At 33.3% G+C, this 17,572-nt stretch carries 15 protein-coding genes; 3 read left to right on the top strand and 12 right to left on the bottom strand.

Annotated features, from left to right (window positions below; all coding sequences use genetic code 11):
• Nucleotide 1 precedes the first annotated feature (1 nt).
• Together BN1225_RS04780 and BN1225_RS04785 are read left to right on the top strand one after the other, a co-directional pair.
• Nucleotides 2–1,300 carry a nitrogenase component 1 gene (locus BN1225_RS04780; RefSeq protein WP_041138661.1) on the top strand — a complete coding sequence of 433 codons (1,299 nt, stop codon included), beginning with the start codon at nucleotides 2–4 and terminating at the stop codon, nucleotides 1,298–1,300.
• A complete protein-coding gene (locus tag BN1225_RS04785; RefSeq protein WP_041138662.1) occupies nucleotides 1,297–2,544 on the top strand; it encodes a nitrogenase component 1 in 1,248 nt (415 codons plus the stop codon). The genes BN1225_RS04780 and BN1225_RS04785 overlap by 4 nt, the downstream gene beginning before the upstream one ends.
• 146 nt (nucleotides 2,545–2,690) lie before the next feature.
• Here the strand turns inward: BN1225_RS04785 and BN1225_RS14030 are convergent, their stop codons facing one another.
• The 8 genes from BN1225_RS14030 to BN1225_RS14735 form a co-directional block, all read right to left on the bottom strand.
• Complete coding sequence (locus BN1225_RS14030) at nucleotides 2,691–3,248, bottom strand: 2'-5' RNA ligase family protein (protein ID WP_052466352.1); 558 nt, start codon at nucleotides 3,246–3,248, stop codon at nucleotides 2,691–2,693.
• A 123-nt stretch (nucleotides 3,249–3,371) separates the two neighbouring features.
• Nucleotides 3,372–4,373, bottom strand: coding sequence for a C45 family autoproteolytic acyltransferase/hydrolase (locus BN1225_RS04795; RefSeq protein ID WP_041138663.1), 1,002 nt, complete (start codon nucleotides 4,371–4,373; stop codon nucleotides 3,372–3,374).
• Nucleotides 4,374–4,515: 142 nt separating this feature from the next.
• Nucleotides 4,516–5,670, bottom strand: a complete 1,155-nt coding sequence (locus BN1225_RS04800; RefSeq protein ID WP_041138664.1) for an aldo/keto reductase — start codon at nucleotides 5,668–5,670, stop codon at nucleotides 4,516–4,518.
• A gap of 17 nt (nucleotides 5,671–5,687) precedes the next feature.
• A complete protein-coding gene (locus BN1225_RS04805) occupies nucleotides 5,688–6,698 on the bottom strand; it encodes an aldo/keto reductase (protein ID WP_041138665.1) in 1,011 nt (336 codons plus the stop codon).
• A gap of 94 nt (nucleotides 6,699–6,792) precedes the next feature.
• Nucleotides 6,793–8,043: a nickel pincer cofactor biosynthesis protein LarC gene (gene larC, locus BN1225_RS04810; RefSeq protein ID WP_041138666.1), complete on the bottom strand. Its 1,251-nt coding sequence runs from the start codon at nucleotides 8,041–8,043 to the stop codon at nucleotides 6,793–6,795.
• Entirely contained in the window at nucleotides 8,040–8,783 is a 744-nt protein-coding gene (larB, locus tag BN1225_RS04815) for a nickel pincer cofactor biosynthesis protein LarB (protein ID WP_041138667.1), read from the bottom strand. The genes larC and larB overlap by 4 nt, the downstream gene beginning before the upstream one ends.
• A 220-nt stretch (nucleotides 8,784–9,003) precedes the next feature.
• Nucleotides 9,004–9,783, bottom strand: coding sequence for an ATP-dependent sacrificial sulfur transferase LarE (gene larE, locus BN1225_RS04820; RefSeq protein WP_041138668.1), 780 nt, complete (start codon nucleotides 9,781–9,783; stop codon nucleotides 9,004–9,006).
• Nucleotides 9,784–10,108: 325 nt separating this feature from the next.
• Entirely contained in the window at nucleotides 10,109–10,246 is a 138-nt protein-coding gene (locus BN1225_RS14735; RefSeq protein ID WP_156133048.1) for a MerR family transcriptional regulator, read from the bottom strand.
• 193 nt (nucleotides 10,247–10,439) lie between these two features.
• On the opposite strand from BN1225_RS14735, the gene BN1225_RS04825 reads away from it, so the two are divergent.
• Entirely contained in the window at nucleotides 10,440–10,982 is a 543-nt protein-coding gene (locus tag BN1225_RS04825; RefSeq protein WP_041138669.1) for a beta-class carbonic anhydrase, read from the top strand.
• A gap of 54 nt (nucleotides 10,983–11,036) precedes the next feature.
• Here BN1225_RS04825 and BN1225_RS04830 read toward each other — a convergent pair whose 3' ends face one another.
• The 4 genes from BN1225_RS04830 to BN1225_RS04845 are packed head-to-tail and all read right to left on the bottom strand — an operon-like array spanning nucleotide 11,037 to nucleotide 17,477.
• Complete coding sequence (locus BN1225_RS04830) at nucleotides 11,037–12,239, bottom strand: Wadjet anti-phage system protein JetD domain-containing protein (RefSeq protein ID WP_041138670.1); 1,203 nt, start codon at nucleotides 12,237–12,239, stop codon at nucleotides 11,037–11,039.
• Nucleotides 12,218–15,520, bottom strand: a complete 3,303-nt coding sequence (locus BN1225_RS04835) for an SbcC/MukB-like Walker B domain-containing protein (protein ID WP_041138671.1) — start codon at nucleotides 15,518–15,520, stop codon at nucleotides 12,218–12,220. Before BN1225_RS04835 ends, BN1225_RS04830 begins: the two co-directional genes overlap by 22 nt.
• The gene (locus BN1225_RS04840) at nucleotides 15,489–16,112 is read right to left on the bottom strand and encodes a DUF4194 domain-containing protein (protein WP_041138672.1); all 624 of its coding nucleotides are present in this window, start codon (nucleotides 16,110–16,112) and stop codon (nucleotides 15,489–15,491) included. The genes BN1225_RS04835 and BN1225_RS04840 overlap by 32 nt, the downstream gene beginning before the upstream one ends.
• Nucleotides 16,113–17,477 (bottom strand): Wadjet anti-phage system protein JetA family protein, encoded by a 1,365-nt coding sequence (locus BN1225_RS04845; protein WP_041138673.1) that lies wholly within the window; start codon nucleotides 17,475–17,477, stop codon nucleotides 16,113–16,115.
• Between the last annotated feature and the right edge of the window lie 95 nt (nucleotides 17,478–17,572).

The following is a 17,572-nucleotide window of genomic DNA, read 5'->3' on the forward strand; positions in this document are numbered from 1 at the left end:
AATGGAAGTTCAAGCATTACCCTTTGCGTTAAATCGCTTATCACAAATAAAAAAATTAAAAGATATTAAGCCTCTTTCGTCTGTCACTTATCCGGGTACGCATTGCCCATTATTTGGCAGTGCCATGACCATTCGATTAATTGAAGATGCTTTAATGCTAGTGATTGGAACCGAAGAATGCACGTATTATACAAAAAGCACTTCTTTAGTTTACGAAGAGTTCGGAGGAATCAATGGACGTTGTGTATCTTTTGTCATGAACCACCATGACGTTACATTTGGCTGCCGCAAGAAAATGGAACAAGCTGTCGATGTATTAGTCGAAGAATATCATCCGCAGGTCATTTTCATGGTTACTACCTGTGTACCGGAAATGACAGGAGAAGATATCGATGCCATAGCCGATGTGCTAAGTAAAAAACATGGGATTACCATGCCGGTTATTCATACTGATCATTTTCGCTGCGACGGACATATGCTGGGAGTCCAAAATACGATGAAAGCCTGTGTGAGTTTAATGGAAGCGCCGTCACAAAATACACAATGCATCAATCTTTTAGGAAAACAAGCAGGAAACAGTGAGTTAGCTCAATACTTGAAAGAAGCTGATATTAAAATTAATCTCGCCTTCCCTTCTCACACGTCATTAGAAGAACTGAAACAGGCCGCTAATGCAAAGATGAATATTGTGTGCAGCCGCCAAGCCTTAGTATTGGCACAGGAAATGGAAAAGAAGTTTGGAATTCCTTATGTTTCTTTCTATGACCGTTGCACTCCAAGTGATATCGAAGAAGGCTATCAGCTCTTATTCAAGCAGCTCAATAAAGAAATTCCCAACAGCATTCAGGAAAAAAGAATAGCTTTAGAACAGTATGTTCAAGAATGCTCGCCAATATTAAAGAACAGAACTTATATTTACGGAAACAGTTCCGTCGATACATTTGTCCTCAATGCCTTTTTAGTATCACTAGGCATGAACCCTCTAATGATTCAAACTAAGGACTTTGAAGATCACGATATTATTCATGTCAGCAAAATTCTGCAGCAATGCGATCCGCTCATAACACGTTCTGCAAATCTGGCCTCACTGCGTGATGTGTACGGAATTTTAAAACCGGATCTTTATTTAGGCCCAGCAGAACGTGATGTACTGCTCAGTCACGGTATTATCGGTATCGGTCTGCCGCATGGAAATGATTATATTGGCTTTGAACTCTCACGCCATATCCTTGATATCTTCTCTACGGGTTTGAAGAAGAAAAGACAGCTCAGTGACTTAGAGAAAGGAGCATTATCATGAGTTTATACAGACAATTTCCGATCGCATCCGATCGCATGGGAATTCTTTGGTCAGCGCTACCGATACGTGACTGCGTAGTCATCGAATACGGACCGGCAGGGACAACACACTACGGGACAGAAATCATCGGGGATCTGGGAATCCCTGTTCAGCAGAATTTCTTTAGTACGCATGTTGATGAAAATGATATTATCATGGGCGATATTTCCCGATTAGAAAACGCCATCAGAGAAGTGGATGCGCGTTATCATCCTCGCTGCATTTTTGTTGTGGGTTCCTCTTTAACTTCTGTTATTGCTGCAGATATCAAGGGTACCTGTCGCATGATGAGCAAAGAAGTAACGGCTAAGCTGATCCCTTTTGAACATGGCGGTTTCCGCGGTGACTATGCGCTTGGTATCCGTGATGCCTTAAGCGCCGCAGTAAAAGCAATGGTTGAACCAACAAAAGAAACAGTAATCGGTACTTACAACATTATCGGAGCCTGTCACGATATTTATCGAATTGGGTCTGATGTCAATGAAATCAAACAAATTATGAAAGAATGCTTTCATATGGAAGCGACCTGTGTTCTCCCCTATGACTGTGATTATGATGCCATAAAAGAATGTGCTAAAGCAGAGTTAACCTTAATAATCCGAGATGAAGCAAAGCAGGCCGGAGAAACAATTGCACTTCGCGGAAATACCAAATTAGCTAAAGGGGCCCCTTATGGCTATGAAGGAACCAAAAACTGGATCTTGATGATTGCCGATATTCTTAATAAAGAACCCAATGCTGCCTACATAAGTAAGCTTGATAAAAAGATTCAATGGGTCAAGCTCAGTGGACGACAATTTATGTTTTCAGGATTAAAAAATAAAGTTATCATTGAAGGCGCGGCTTATGTTGTAAAGGGGATCGGTGAATTCTTCAAGAACGAACTCTTCTATGAAGTAAAAGGAATCTCATCACACAGCTTAAAATACTGCAAAGATCTTCCGGATTATATAGAATTCTATGAAGATGAAAAAGATAAGTTAGATCTTATTCGTTCCTACGATAATGCAATGCTTCTAGGAAGTGCTCCGGTTTTAAATGAAGCCGCTGAAAATACTGTTAAGATGCTGATTTCATTTCCAATACTCCATGGTAGCGTGATTGCCATCCATATGCCTTTTATGGGGATTAATGGTGCCGATCTGATCATGGAACAAGTCATGGCATACAAAAATGATATGACGATCCGTTTCATGATGCAGTAAAAAGCGAATAAAAAACTGAATAATTAAAAAAGCGAATGATTCCTGAACCTCAATCATTGGCTTTTTTCTATATAAATTTCATTAATCCTTTAGACAGAATTTTCTTAAAATCAAAACGGCAACAAGCGTTACAGTATATTAGATTCTCATTCCAATTTTTTCGAATACAATAGACGGTCACTCACTACTATATGAGCTGCATTCACAGTAATTTCTATGAGTGCAATCTCAACCACCCGCACCTTCATTGGGTTTAAGTACAGCTGACAATAGTGAATAGCCTCACTCATTTCTGATGCATTTAAACGACTGGCAATCGTGCAGTGCGGATTCCAGCGTCCTTTAAGATAAAAAGAATCTTGATCCCTATCAAATTCTTTTAGATGATCATGAATAGAAGCATGCAAGTCATATAGTTTTTGTGAAAAGGTTGGCGCCAGAAATAATGTTTTGGTATTAAGAAATGTTCCTAATACCAAAAAAGATAATTCGATTTGTTCTTGATTTTGAAGCACCCTATCAAATAAAGCAGCTGCTCTTGTTAGATCAATGTCCGTATAATCAGCGAACGTTAGATGAGGATAACGATGAGGATAGCTTGTCCCATAATCCGTTATCTGACGTTCCTTTAAATCCTTCCACATCGTTTGAAAATATTGCGTTGTCTTTTCATCTAACAACCCCACTACTGCATAAGTGACCATGCTAGCCCTCCTTTTTCCACATGATACTGATTTTTTGCTATAGAAATATTTTTCCTTAATCTTAGTATAATCGTTTTATTAATATAACAAAAGGGAAAAGTCAGATTGCTTTCCCCTAACGTACTATTCTTTATTCAATCGATGATCCTCTTGAAAATCAGTACGTGAAGGATTTCCTTCTGCCCGATAAATCTTTCCTGTATTCAAATCATAAAGACTAGACCATACAGTGTCCATGCCTAGCTTACGGTCATATTGACACATAAATCCCATTTCCCCTGACAATAGCTTTTTAATAAAGGGAATATCTGGGATGTCGCATTGAGTCAATGCTTCAAAAGCCGTCTGATAGCGTTCTTTTGAATGAATACCATCTTCAATCGGAACTTTATATGTTGTCATTGTGGGTAAATGAAAATCATTTGCAGCAACGACAAAGCCATTTTCAGGAGCGTATTGAACTTCTATGTTTTCAGCGTTGCATTCCACTAATGCAATATCACCGTAACGATCTGCCAATACTAAGGTTTGAGAAGAACCGATAGGCAGTCTTTTTAATGTTTCAATCGCTTCTTTAACATTCCTGCACTTCTCTAAAATATAACGAACCAAAAATCCGGCATTAAATCCCGGCTTTCGCACTACCGGATAAATAAAAGTCAGTCCTGCTGCTAAGCCGTGTTCATTGATTCCATCTTCCATTTGCGTAAATGCTGTCGTATTGCCTATAAAAGCATAACAATCATCTAAACTGTAATAACAACTGTCATAAGATTCTTCTAAATGACAAGCAAAATCACTGTTACGTCCCAAAAAAGTCTTTCCGTTTTTATGAATGGCAAAACTGGTACAAAAATTATTCGCCGTATAACTATACATACTTAATAAGAAAGTCATTAATATTTGACTGTCCATTTGCACTCCATCGGCAACGCCTTCAATTTCTTCTAAAATCTCCGGATAATAAACTTCATAAATTTTCTGACTCTCTCTAACATATTGCAGTCTCTCCGGTTCATTAAATAGAATGGGCAGTGTATTTAAAGTGATTCCTGCTTTTAATCGTTTACTGCCAAATTCATAACCTGATTGATAATGTGTTCCTTTAAATTCTGAATGATTCATATTGCTCTCCTTTTGTTTTTAAAGAGCCAGCGCTAACTCTAAGCTGATTGTCACACAATAAAAATTTATTGTCAAACATTAAATAAATAACTTTAATTTAGGAAAAAAACATTATTTTTAATAAAATAATGTTCTCATAGGTTTAATGACCAAATAGTTTTACGGCTTGTTTCATCTTGGAAATAATATCCACATTGAATGGACAGTTTCGCATGCAAGCCCCACACTCAATACACTCACTGGCATGGTGTTCTAATAAGTCATAATGATTTTGTAAAGTTTCCGGTACTTCTTCTTGAATTAATGCCAAATCCAAATATTTATTGACCATGGCAACGTCAATTTTCTTTGTGCAAGGGGCGCAATGTCCGCAATACATACAATGACCATTAAAGACTGAACGCGGGGCATTGGCTAATACTGGACTGTAATCTTTTTCTTCATCTGTACTTGTGGCATAAGCAGAAGCCGCTAGTAATTCTTCGACATTGCTGATCCCCACCACTACCGAAGCAACGGCCGGACGTGTTAAGCAATAATGCAGACATTGCACAGGGGTCAAGGCTCTTTTAAATGGAGAGGTTTCGTCTTTTAATAAGATTCCTGCCCCAAACCCTTTCATGACCGTTAATGCCACGCCCTCATTTTGACAGGTCTGATATAAACGGTCACGCTTAGGATCAACACCCTCATAAGTACGATCATTAAAGGTATCTTCCTCAAACAATATATTAACATCCTCACTAGCAGGCAACATATCGTAAGCGGCATTAATACTAAACAAAATGACATCAATCCATCCACTCTCTACTGCCTTAAAGGCAATATCCGGATTATGGGTAGATAACCCTAAATGTTTGATTATACCTTTTTGCTGCAGCGCTTTTGCATAGTCCATCATTGGTCCGTTAAATATTTGATCAAAATCTTTTTGATCATCTACATAGTGAATCATCCCTACATCCACATAATCTAACTGCATTCGCTTTAAAAAATCTTCATAAGCTTCTTTTACTTCTGTCATATTGCGGGTACGACGATATTGGCCATTCTCCCACATCGATCCTAAATGCCCTTCAATCACAAAACTTTCTCGTGGATAATGGCTTAACGCTTCTCCTACATAACTTCTTACATTTGGATTGGAATTATAAATATCAATAAAGTTGATGCCCTCCGCCACTGCTTGATCTATAATGACCTGAGTCTCTTCTTTATTTTTTCCTTCAAAGCCTTCACCGCCTAAACCGACAGCACTGACTTTTATGCCAGTTCTTCCTAAAATACGATATTCCATATTTTTTCTCCCTTGTTTTATTTTAAAAAGGTTTTATAATCCTCATAATTCTTTCTTAGTAATTCCGGTGTATCTAACCCATATGGGCAATGTGATTTACATTGACCGCAATTTAGACAATCCTCAATTTTTTTCATCATTGCCTGCCCTTTTTCCGATAAATGTCCCCCGGCAGGTGAACGTCTTAATAATAAAGACATTCTCGCACAGGTATTGATTTGAATCCCGACCGGACAAGGCATACAGTACCCGCACCCTCGACAAAAATCGCCTGCTAATTCCTCACGATCGTGCTTAATCAAGGCTTGAATCTCATCATTCATAACAGGCGGCTGTTCATTAAATCGAATGAATTCATCTAATTCACTGTCCTTTTGAATTCCCCAAATAGGCAATACATTATCAAACTGTGCTAAATAAGCATACGCGGCATCAGCACGTGTAATCAATCCGCCCGATAAAGCCTTCATGCAAATAAAGCCGATATCTTTTTCTTTGCATAAACGTACTAAATCTTCCTCTTTTTTATCCGCAATATAGCTAAAAGGAAACTGTACGGTATCATATAAATTCGATTCCACTGCTTCTATGGCGACCGGCAGACGGTGATTGGTAATCCCGATAAAACGGATCTTTCCTTGTTCCTTTGCTTCCAACATGGCTTCATATAAGCCGCTTCCGTCTTTTGGTTTCGGACAAAATGACGGATTATGAAATTGATAAATATCAATATAATCGGTCTTCATCATTTCTAAACTTGTTTCTAAATCTTTCCAAAAAGCTTCTACTGTTGTTGCCATCGTTTTTGTCGCTAAATAAATATGCTCACGCACATCACTTAATCCCAATCCAATCTTTTCTTCACTGTCACTGTAAGCTCTTGCTGAATCAAAAAAGTTAATGCCATTGTCATAAGCTTTTCTTAGCAGTCTTGCTCCTTCTTCTTTAGACACACGCTGTACAGGCAATGCACCAAATCCATTTCTATTCACCGTTATTTGGGTTCTTCCCAATGTGACATATTCCATTCTTTATTCCCCCTTTGATGTTCCTTACGTACATCATAGCACTTAGAGTAAACTCTAAGTCAAGGATTTTATCAAAAAAGACCGTATGTACGGTCTACTTAAACAATGTATAAAGTTCTTTGATGGCAATGCCCTTATCATCAGCGATTTGTTTCAAATCTTCATATTCAGGATACGTATAAGTGTTTCCTTGGTGTTTGACTTCTTTTACTTTTACTGTTCCATAAGGAGTATCTACTTCTTTAATCTTGCGTTCTAACGTTGCCCGTTGTTCACGACGATAACGCATCCCAATCGTTGTTGTCTGCTTAAAGATGATAGTCTGCATGGCTGTCAGATCCTCCTCTTTGCACACGACGGTTAAACGATAGGCAGGACGATTCTTTTTCATATAAATCGGTGTAAAGAATGCATCCAAAGCCTTATTTTTAAATAACTGTTCTAAAGTATAAGCTAAAATTTCTCCGCTGCAGTCATCAATATTCGTTTCAATCACAATAATATCCTCTGCTTCTTTTTCAACTTCACCATATGCAACTTTTAAGACATTGGGAATCTTCAAATCTTTCGTTCCGCTTCCCCAACCGATCTTTTCCACATTCATTGCCGGCATAGTACCGTAACTGCTGGCAAGTTCGGCAATAATCGCTGCCCCTGTTGGAGTCACCAGTTCCGTATCAATATCGATTTGTCTGGCAATGACATTGCTTGCTGCAAAAATTTCACTTGTTGCCGGTACCGGTACCGGAATTGTCCCATGGGCACATTCAATAAAGCCATATCCATCATTGACAATGCTGCTGTAAATAATATCCGGTGAGATTTTATCGATTAACACTGCTGTTCCGATAATATCGACAATAGAATCAATGGCTCCCACTTCATGAAAATGAACATTTTCCAGTGTTTCATTATGCACTTTGCTTTCTGCTTTAGCCACACGTAAGAAAATACGTTTTGCCAAGGCTTTTGCCGAAGGGGTGATCTCACTGTCATCAATGATTTTATTGACATCAAATAAATTACGATGTACATGATGATGGCTATGATCATGATCGTGATGATGTGCGTGATCATGATGGTGTTCTTCATGCTCATGCTTATGTTCATGGCTGTGCCCCTCGTGATCATGGTGATGATGATCTGCGTTTTCTAAATGAACATCTACATAAGTCCCGGTAATCCCATTTTTAACACTTTTAGAAATATGGATATGATACCCATCGACATTCAATTTTTTTAATTCATTAAGTAAATAAGTATGATCTCCTAATATTTCCACTAAAGCTCCCAATGTCATATTTCCACTGATTCCACTGGTACAATCAAAGTATAATGCTTTCATTCTTTCTTTCCTCCTAGATTATTAATCGTATGTGCCATAAATCCGGCACCAAATCCGTTATCAATATTGACAACACTGATTCCACTGGCACAGCTATTGAGCATTGCTAACAAAGCTGCCAATCCATTAAAATTGGCACCGTACCCAACCGAAGTTGGAACAGCAATGACAGGTTTATCCGTTAAGCCGCCAATCACGGATGCCAATGCCCCCTCCATCCCGGCAATTGCAATAATGACACTTGCCTTTTCAATGACATCCATCCGACGAAAGAGACGATGAATCCCCGCTACTCCTACATCGGTAATCAATTCCACATCATTACCTAAATACTCGGCGGTAATGGCAGCCTCTTTAGCTACCGGTAAATCCGATGTCCCGGCACATGCCACGACAATCAAGCCTTTATTTTTAGGTCTTGGCTTTTGATCTAATAAAAATGTTTCAGCAAGTTCATCATAAACAAAATCCGGATAACGTTCTTTTAAATAAGTATACTTTATTTGATCTAACCGTGTGACTAAAATATTCAAAACCTCGTGATCCAACATATTTTGAATAATACCGGCAATCTGTTCTTTCGTTTTACCGGCCCCATAAATCACTTCCGGTACTCCGGTTCTTTTTTCACGATTAAAATCAATCGTCGCATAATCTAATGGATTATCAATCAATTCACTTGCTTCTTCAATCGACAGCTCATTCTTTTTTACTTTTTCTAATATTTCTTTTACTTTCATCTTAACCACCTCTTTCTTTTATCTATGTATATATGTTTTAAACAACGTCAAAAAGTCCGGAAATCTTATATTGCAAAGTCAACGTAAGTCTAAATCCGTGACAAATGCTTTCTTCCCAGAATCGCAGTATTGATGAAATTGTTTTCGTTATTAATGGTTTCATTGTTCCCTTTCGCGGTTATTTCTATAACCCTTCATACACTTCAATATGCTGGAACATTTATTTTTTATCGTAACTTCCGCTTGTGATTCCATCTAAATCTAAAGTGACATATCGAAAGCCTAACGCTTTTAATGCCTCTGCTACTTCTAAATGGGCCATCACTTTGGCAAAATTTTCTTTTTCTACTTCAATGCGTGCCAGTTCACCCTGCACTCTTACTCTTACATAATAAATTCCTAATTGGTGCAATAATGCTTCTGCCTTATCCACTCTGTCTAATTTTTCTTTGGTTAAAAGCGTATCATAGTTAAAGCGTGACGCTAAACAAGCATTTGCCGGCTTATCATGTGTCACAATACCTAAACTTTTTGAATACTCTCTGATTTCCTGCTTCGTTAGTTGGCATTCTGCCATCGGTGAAAGGATTCCTAATTCTAAACAAGCTTGAATACCCGGACGATAAACCCCTTCGTCATCTTTATTTTTCCCATCCATGACATATTCAAAATCCTGTGCATGTGCGGCTTTGATCACCTGACTCATAATCATTTTCTTACAATGATAACAGCGATCATGTGCATTATGCTTAAATTGACTTACACTTAGTACATCAATAGGAATCTCTACATGTCTGACATCTTTTAATAATGTTCTGGCTTCTGCCAGATCTTCTTTAGACATCATGTCCCCTACACACAAGACAGCCAATACATTTTCTTTCCCCAATGTCAAGATTGCAACATTCAATAAGAAATTTGAATCACAGCCGCCGCTGTATGCAATCGCTACTTTTTGATACGCTGCTAATTTTTTCTTTAGTACATCTAATTTATCCACTTAATACTCCTTTCCATTTATCTTACACCAAGAATCGATAACCTAAAATGGCTTGGCTACCCAAAATATATGAATGCTTCAAACAGGGAGTTTAAACATGATTCAATGAAGCAGCCAAGTATTATACATTCCCATTCATTGCTATCTGATGATCACGATCGATTTTATGATTTCATTTGCCTAAGGTATCCTTCATTGCATCAATATGTTCGATTAAGCAGTCACACTGTTCTTTCGGTAATGCCTGTCGGACAACATAGTTTTCCTCTTTCTGACGATAAAGTTCCATCTATTCATGAAGAACTTCGATTGGAAAGCCCACGGCTCACATCCATTGTAAAGCTTCTTCCTGATCGTCACATATCCCATTTTTATGAATAGGTGGAATCCGTTCAATTCTTTCATAATCCCGAAATGTATCACTGGAAAGGCAAAACTGTCTGCTTCCTTCCGCAATCATCATTTTACCATCTCCATGCTTCTAAGATACACCTTCGAGTTCACTCTAAGTCAAGTTTTTTCGCAAATTATTTTAGTAAAATGAAAAAGTAAGTTCATGATTGCAATAGTAAATTCAATAGAAGTGATCTGACTACTGCACTTTTTTCTTGTGCTTCACAAGAATAGTGCTATAATCCCAAGAAGGAGGAAAGCATATGATAGAGGATATTTTAAATTATAATAAAAAATTTGTGGAAGATAAAAAATATAAACCTTACGAAACCGGTAAATACCCTAAAAAGAAACTAGCCATCGTCACGTGTATGGATACACGTTTAACAGAACTTCTGCCAGCTGCTTTAGGGCTTAAAAATGGGGATGCCAAGATTATAAAAAATGCCGGCGGAATGATTACTCACCCATTTGGCAGTGCCGTCAGAAGTTTATTGATTGCGATTTATGAACTAGGTGTTCAAGATATTATGATTGTCGGACATACCGACTGTGGTGTTCAATCGGTCGATTATGAAGCAATGATCAGCAAAATGAAAGAAAGAGGAATTCAGGAAGACTCCATTGACTTTGTTAAATACTGTGGGGTGCAGTTTGAAAGTTGGCTTGCCGGTTTTAAAGATGCGGATACTTCAGTAAGACAAAGTGTGGAAATGTTGGAAAAACATCCGTTGATCCCGGAAGATATCCATATTTATGGGTACATCATGGATTCTCTTACAGGTGAATTAATAAATATTAAATAGTAAAAAAAGACCAAATAATATAAATGTTATATTCATCCATATTGTTTAGTCTTTTTATTTAGATACATTTTCGATTAATAAAGCTTCTTGTTCCAATCTCACTTTATTTTTAATCATGTATTCAATAACATCTTTAAAAACTGGAATATCCAACTTTTTCAATTTTTTTATGTAGTTTTCATCAATAGATTCACAATAGTCGTAATATTCTATCAATTGTTCTATTGCCATTTGTTTAGGTATCAAACTACAATTTAAATTTCGTTGTAGATACTCAAATATTTTAAAACCGCCTAAATCTATATCACTAAAGTGGTACATTTCAACATCTGGATTATCGCTCAATATTGTATTAATAAATGATAATTCAATGTGAGTAGGAAATCCATGCGTATAAATATATAAAATGGATTCATCATATGTTGCTTCTAAAAAATTTGTTTTATTTTCAATTGAAATTACTCTTTTTATACTATCTTTCATAATAGTCTTAGTTATTTTTTTTAAAGTTCTATTTAAAATAGGTATACCATCTTCAAAAAACGATAAATCGATTTTTTCGCCTTGTAATTCGATAATAATAGCTCCTTTAAAAATAAGTTCTAGTGTCCCTTTATTAATTCCCACTGAATTTAATATTTGTGATTCATCAAATGCCGAGTACTCATCTAAATAATATTTTTTAATATATGAAACAATCGTAGATTTGACTTCTTTTTCAAAAAACTTTGAATCATTATAGCATTCTTTTGAAAAAACACGCATCGCTTTGTCTTTTCCCATATTCATCATCTCATCAATTTTTAATAAAGCTATAAGTATATTAGTCACCTTATTTTTATCTATTTTAACCAAATTTGTTTGGGCGTGATAGAATTGTTCTAAAGCTAATCTAATCCAATCTTGTTTTACCATACTAATATTTTTCTTAATTAATTTTAGGCACTCTTTATTATGTAAAGAATTATCTTTTAATGTGCCTTGTTCATAGTAATATGACATAAAGTCAATATGATACTGTATATTATCAATAATATTGTTTCGCTCTAACCATTTTATCTTTAAATATCCCATTTTTTCTAACTTGATACATTCTTGAAGCAATAAGTGTTTTTGATCAAGATCAGTTAAGGTTTTATTTTTACTATCTCTTATAGATAAAGTTTTCCAACTACTATGACCTGTCTTTAAATTTTGCGATTTCTGATAATGACGTATTATTTCGTCATAAAGTTCTACTCGGATAGACTTTCCCATAAAGGATCTCCTCTTTCAAACTCAGCAATTTTAATATTTTGTTTATTTTCACTTTCAAATTCAAATACTTTTTCAACTACTTCAACATAATTTTCCAAATGATAATCCGGAGCTGCAATAATAGCTTGTAATCCCAGTTTATGAATTAACTCAATACTTGACTTCACTTTATTACCATCCATTTTGTTAAAAGCTTCATCAAGAATAATTAATTTCAATGGTAAGTGCCGTTCTCGATCTCTATGTTTCATTCTAAACACTTGGTAAAAAGCTGTTAATAAAGCTAAATATAATGGGTTTTGTGATTCGCCACCGCTATTTTTATTTTGTGTTTTATTTAAATCTTCCTCTATTCCATTTTCATTTCGCCCAATCATACTAAATTCAAAATAATTTCGATAGTCGCCTAATTTATCCAGCTCATCTTTTCTCCTCTTATAATCAATAGATTGTGGATCATTCAAAATTTCTAACGTTATCTGCATATAAGATAACATTTTTGAATATTTTTCATCAAAATCAAGTCCAAACACATTTTCTCTGTTTTTGAAACCTGGATCCATAAGCATGTCATAAAAATCACTAAACGGTGGCTTTGTCGGCTTTCTTGCAGTGAACTTGTATGTATCCTTTCCGAAAGAGATACTCTCTATATCTTTGTTAATTTCATGTATACTATTTTTCGCTTCTTCCATTCTATTAGCTATTTTATAGAGAAAATCTTGTTTGAATTCAATATTTGTTTGATTTCTTCTTTCAGTTGCCTGTTCTTCATATTCCGGTAATCTTGCCATAATAATTTCTTGTAAACGTTCATTATATTCATCATTGTTATCTTTATATCGATCAAAAGTAGAGTTTATAAATTTATTATGATAATTATCTTTAGCTTGTTTATAAAGTGTGCTTAAATGAGGAAGGTTATTTTCCAACTGCTTTATACTATCATTTACTAATAATTTTGCCTTTACATAATCTTTATTTTCTTTTATAAATAGTTCAAAATCATTTAAGTAAATATTATCCTTAATATCAGATTTTAATTCATCTATTTGATCTTTTAAAATATTCAAATCACATTGAAGACCTTCAAGCTCAAATTCTTTTTTATTTTTTTGTTCTCTTTGCTTTATCATGTCATTTTCTATATCTTTAATTTTATTTTTTTGACTATAAATTAATGTTTCATAATCAATTTCCTGTTCTTGAGTAATTTTAACTTTATACTCTTTTTCTTGATTTATTTGATAATTAATATTTTTAATCTGCTTATCTAAATCTTGATAATTTAAAATATCTATTTTTGGATAATTAATCTGCAAATTCTTAATTTGTGTTCCAATTAGTCCTTTTTTAGTTTCTATCATATCTGATATGATTTTATCCTTATTTTTAATTTCCGAATCTAAAGTATCAATACGAATTTGCATAGAGCGGGTTCCTATTAGCGCATTATGCGTATAATAAAATGGATTAATATAGGACAGCACGTATCCAGAATACAAATGACAATCAGAAGTGATCGCGGTTTGAAAATTCTTTAGTTTTTCAACAGCATCACACTTTATAACATCTCCTAATAAATAATTAATATAGTTTTTTACATAATGATATTCACTAGTAATACACTCAGATAATGAATTAGGAGAAATCTTATAATTTTTATTTTGCATCTTTTTTGTATTTATGATACTCAACCTATATTTTTTATTATGTTTAAATTTTTTATAACACTTTTCCACCTTATCATAAATCTCTGGAGAAACAACTAAATAAGTTTTTTGTTTATTCATGTACCCTTCAACTGCATTTCTCCAATTTTGATCATTAATATCTATTAAATCTGCCAAAAAAGAACTTTCTAAATTTTCATGATAACAGTTAAAATATAATGTCTCTAATTCGTCTTTTAATTTTATAAGAACAGCATCATATGTTTTCTTACCAGATGTTAATTGGGTTAATTGATCCGCCATTTCATTTCTTTCATCTATAATTTTTTTTATTGATAGTTCTAAGTTATCCAAATCGGCTAGATGCTTTGCTATCTCATTTTTTAGTTCATTTATAAAATCATTATAATTTTCTATCATAAAATTTTTTTCTACAAATGTTTTTAAATAGTGATTTAAATTTTGATTTAATAATTTAAAATCATATAAATTTTTCATTTTATCATAAAAATTTTCATATTCATAGGCCTCATTACGAATAGAAAGTTTTTGATTGTCTAATTCTGCTATCTTTAAATCAATTCCTTTTATTTTATTATCTACACCTGTTTTTGCATAATCAGCATTCAAGCGTTCCAATTGTGAATTAGCTACTATTTTTCTCTTTTCTATTTCTTCAATATCATGTTCAATTATTTGAATTTTCTTATAACATTCTTCCTTGGAATATAACTTGTTATGATATTTTTGTCTTATTAAAGCTATCTCAATTCGATTTAAATAATATTTATACTTAGAAATTTGATATTCAGCTTGTTTATATTCATAATAACTATTTTCTATTTTTTCAAGTAAAACTTTTTCTTCTTTTGTTGTTTTAATAATTCTTAACATTTTATTATAATCTCTAAATGAATTTAACATTTTATCTAAATTAATATGATCTTCTTGACAAACAAATTGCCGAATAAACTGGTCAATTCCCATATCTACATTAAAGGCTATAGCCTTTTTAAATAAATCAAAATATTTATAATTTAATTCACCCATGTGCCGAGATAAAAAAGCATCTTGATATTGTTTTTTATTTGGATAAATAATTAGTTTTTTATCAATTTTTGATTCATGTATAAAATCACGAATTGACCAAGGATACCTCATCTCATCATTTTGGGTACAGAAATAATGATCAGACAATGGATGATTATAAAAGAAAAAATGATGTTCCTCTTCTGCTTCATTTGGATTATTTACTTTAACATCAAAAACAATACCTAAGCAAAAAACAATATGGCTGATATCATCTTCAAATTCTAATACAATTTGTGAAACAAAATCTTGGTTTCGCAAATATTGTTTTTCAGTATTTTCTGTTTGCATTCCTCGCAAATATTCAATCAACTCTCGATTTGATTCTTTTTTGGCTGCTTTATTAAAAATTCTTTTACCGTTTGTATCTCCTAATAAAACTACTTGAAGTGCATCTAACACAGTTGATTTACCGCTCCCTGAGGGCCCAGTAAAAAAGTTAACATGTTCAGAAAAACTTAATAAACGATAGCTGATATAACTCCAATTAACTAATTGGACTCTCTTTAATATCTTCATTAGCTTCTTCTCCTTTCCATCTGGATAATATTTCCGTTATATCCTTATTGATAAGAATATATCGAATACTAGGATATACAATAATTTTACCTTCATCAGAACCTTGAATTATGTATTCAATCAATTGATATTTAGATAATTCTTTGAATATATTTGATAAAGCATTTGGTGATAATGCTTTATCAAACAGTTTAAAGACATCAACTTTTTGTTTTATTTCAAAAAAACTAATATACACAGTTGAATCTAATGTAATAGATCTTATTTTCTCTTCATATAATAATTTAATAATAAGTAACATCTTTGTTATATCCTCTTTTAAGTGAACTATTTGACGTCCATTTGTTTTTAAATATAAAATTCCTTCTTTATCGTAGCGCTCAAGCTCATACCCCATCATAAAAAAATACTGTTCAAACAACATGAAGTGTTTATCTATAAAGTAATATTCTTTTGTATTTTCCATCATGTTTTTATTTTTATTAAATTTTGTTTCTAAAATAAATGTTTGATTTAATAATAGTCGAACACAACGTGAAAATTCTTCTTTATCTTGATCTAAAAAAGTTTCATATGCTATTAACGCTTCCATTTACTTCTCCTTTTTTATAATTTTAAATTGTGGTATTTTATAATTTCGATTTGAATACTCTGATACTCCATCAAATTCTATAGCATACATATCATTCCCTAAAACACCATAGTAATAAGTCATTACAATAAAAAAATAAGTTTCATCATTTATAATCTCAATAGCATTAGATTCTTCTATTCCACTACTTAATAACATATTTACAAAATTTAAAACTTGCTTTTTAGAATATTTTTTTTTTTTTCTTGGTTTACTTGGTGATGGTTGTGCAATTAGAACCGCCTGTGGACAAAATTTTCTTTTTGCTTTTTTATTCATATATAAACTTTGTTGATTGAAAGTTGGATGTGATGTTAATTTTATTCTTTCTGATATATCTTGATACCTAGTTTTTTCCTCTGTCATTTTCATTAACATTTGGCTCAGATTACTAACTAAATCTCTATCCTGTTTTTGTAAATAATCTATTTTTTGTAAAGTTGTATGAACATATTGATTTTGTTTTTCTTCAAGTAAATCAATTTTTTTATCCAAATTAACAATAATCTTTATTAATTTAGTGATTAATTTGTAAACATACTCTTTAGCATCAGCAGGTGTTTTAATTTTAGTTTTTTGTAAGGCAATTTTACATAATTTATCCTGATAATCATGATCATCTAATAATTTATTTGCAATAGTTAAAATATCATTTTTATAACGATAAACATTATCCTCTGTTTTTAAACGATGATAATAAGGTTTAACTACATTATCAATAAAATCATTAAAATGTTGATTTAACAAATCCTCAGGACGTGTTAATTCTTGTAGCATTCCAAAATATTCTTTGATTAAATTTGTCGCAATCGATAAACGATTACTAAGTGATTCCGCATTCTTTGATGCAATTTCAAGATATCTAAACTGATTTCGGATTGTTTCGTTATTATTTATTTGTTTCAAACTTGAATAAATACTATAAACATAATTAATAGTTTCATCCTCGTCTGGATTTACTATTTTATAAATTGCCTCTATAATTTCATAAGAATAATTTGGAAATAAATAGTACGTCACATCTAGTTGTATTTCTGTATCTAACCACTTAGAATTTACTAAACCGTTTAAAATTGCAGTAGCCTTTTGTTTCTCCACCGTTTCACTTATATCTGTTGATACTACTTCATCATTAAAACTATAAAGATCTTGGTTTAACTCTTGACTAATCACATAGGTAGCACGCTGACGAATTAAATACTCTCCTGTATTAATATAATCCTCAAATAAAGCAAGTATTGATCTAAAGTAATAATCTCTATTTGGATTAGAAGAATTGAAGATATTGAATAGGCCTGTTGGAAAGGTTTTATTAAAACTGTACATCATATCTCTCCTTCACGTATCTGTTATTAGTTATTATATCATATTTGTTTAAAAATAGACATTTTTGTTGACGCAACACTCTCATTCTTAAATAT

Origin of the sequence: Beduini massiliensis (assembly GCF_000829905.1) — a bacterium.
Taxonomy (GTDB): Bacteria; Bacillota_I; Bacilli_A; order Erysipelotrichales; family Coprobacillaceae; genus Beduini; species Beduini massiliensis.

Coding starts and splice junctions, on each gene's coding strand:
- BN1225_RS14030 (WP_052466352.1), bottom strand. CDS start 3,248: ATGGTCACTTATGCAGTAGTGGGGTTGTTAGATGAAAAGACAACGCAA.
- BN1225_RS04835 (WP_041138671.1), bottom strand. CDS start 15,520: ATGAAGATATTAAAGAGAGTCCAATTAGTTAATTGGAGTTATATCAGC.
- BN1225_RS04795 (WP_041138663.1), bottom strand. CDS start 4,373: ATGAATCATTCAGAATTTAAAGGAACACATTATCAATCAGGTTATGAA.
- BN1225_RS04780 (WP_041138661.1), top strand. CDS start 2: ATGGAAGTTCAAGCATTACCCTTTGCGTTAAATCGCTTATCACAAATA.
- BN1225_RS04805 (WP_041138665.1), bottom strand. CDS start 6,698: ATGGAATATGTCACATTGGGAAGAACCCAAATAACGGTGAATAGAAAT.
- BN1225_RS04830 (WP_041138670.1), bottom strand. CDS start 12,239: ATGGGAAAGTCTATCCGAGTAGAACTTTATGACGAAATAATACGTCAT.
- BN1225_RS04800 (WP_041138664.1), bottom strand. CDS start 5,670: ATGGAATATCGTATTTTAGGAAGAACTGGCATAAAAGTCAGTGCTGTC.
- BN1225_RS04840 (WP_041138672.1), bottom strand. CDS start 16,112: ATGGAAGCGTTAATAGCATATGAAACTTTTTTAGATCAAGATAAAGAA.
- BN1225_RS04785 (WP_041138662.1), top strand. CDS start 1,297: ATGAGTTTATACAGACAATTTCCGATCGCATCCGATCGCATGGGAATT.
- larB (WP_041138667.1), bottom strand. CDS start 8,783: ATGAAAGTAAAAGAAATATTAGAAAAAGTAAAAAAGAATGAGCTGTCG.
- larC (WP_041138666.1), bottom strand. CDS start 8,043: ATGAAAGCATTATACTTTGATTGTACCAGTGGAATCAGTGGAAATATG.
- BN1225_RS04825 (WP_041138669.1), top strand. CDS start 10,440: ATGATAGAGGATATTTTAAATTATAATAAAAAATTTGTGGAAGATAAA.
- BN1225_RS04845 (WP_041138673.1), bottom strand. CDS start 17,477: ATGTACAGTTTTAATAAAACCTTTCCAACAGGCCTATTCAATATCTTC.
- BN1225_RS14735 (WP_156133048.1), bottom strand. CDS start 10,246: ATGATGATTGCGGAAGGAAGCAGACAGTTTTGCCTTTCCAGTGATACA.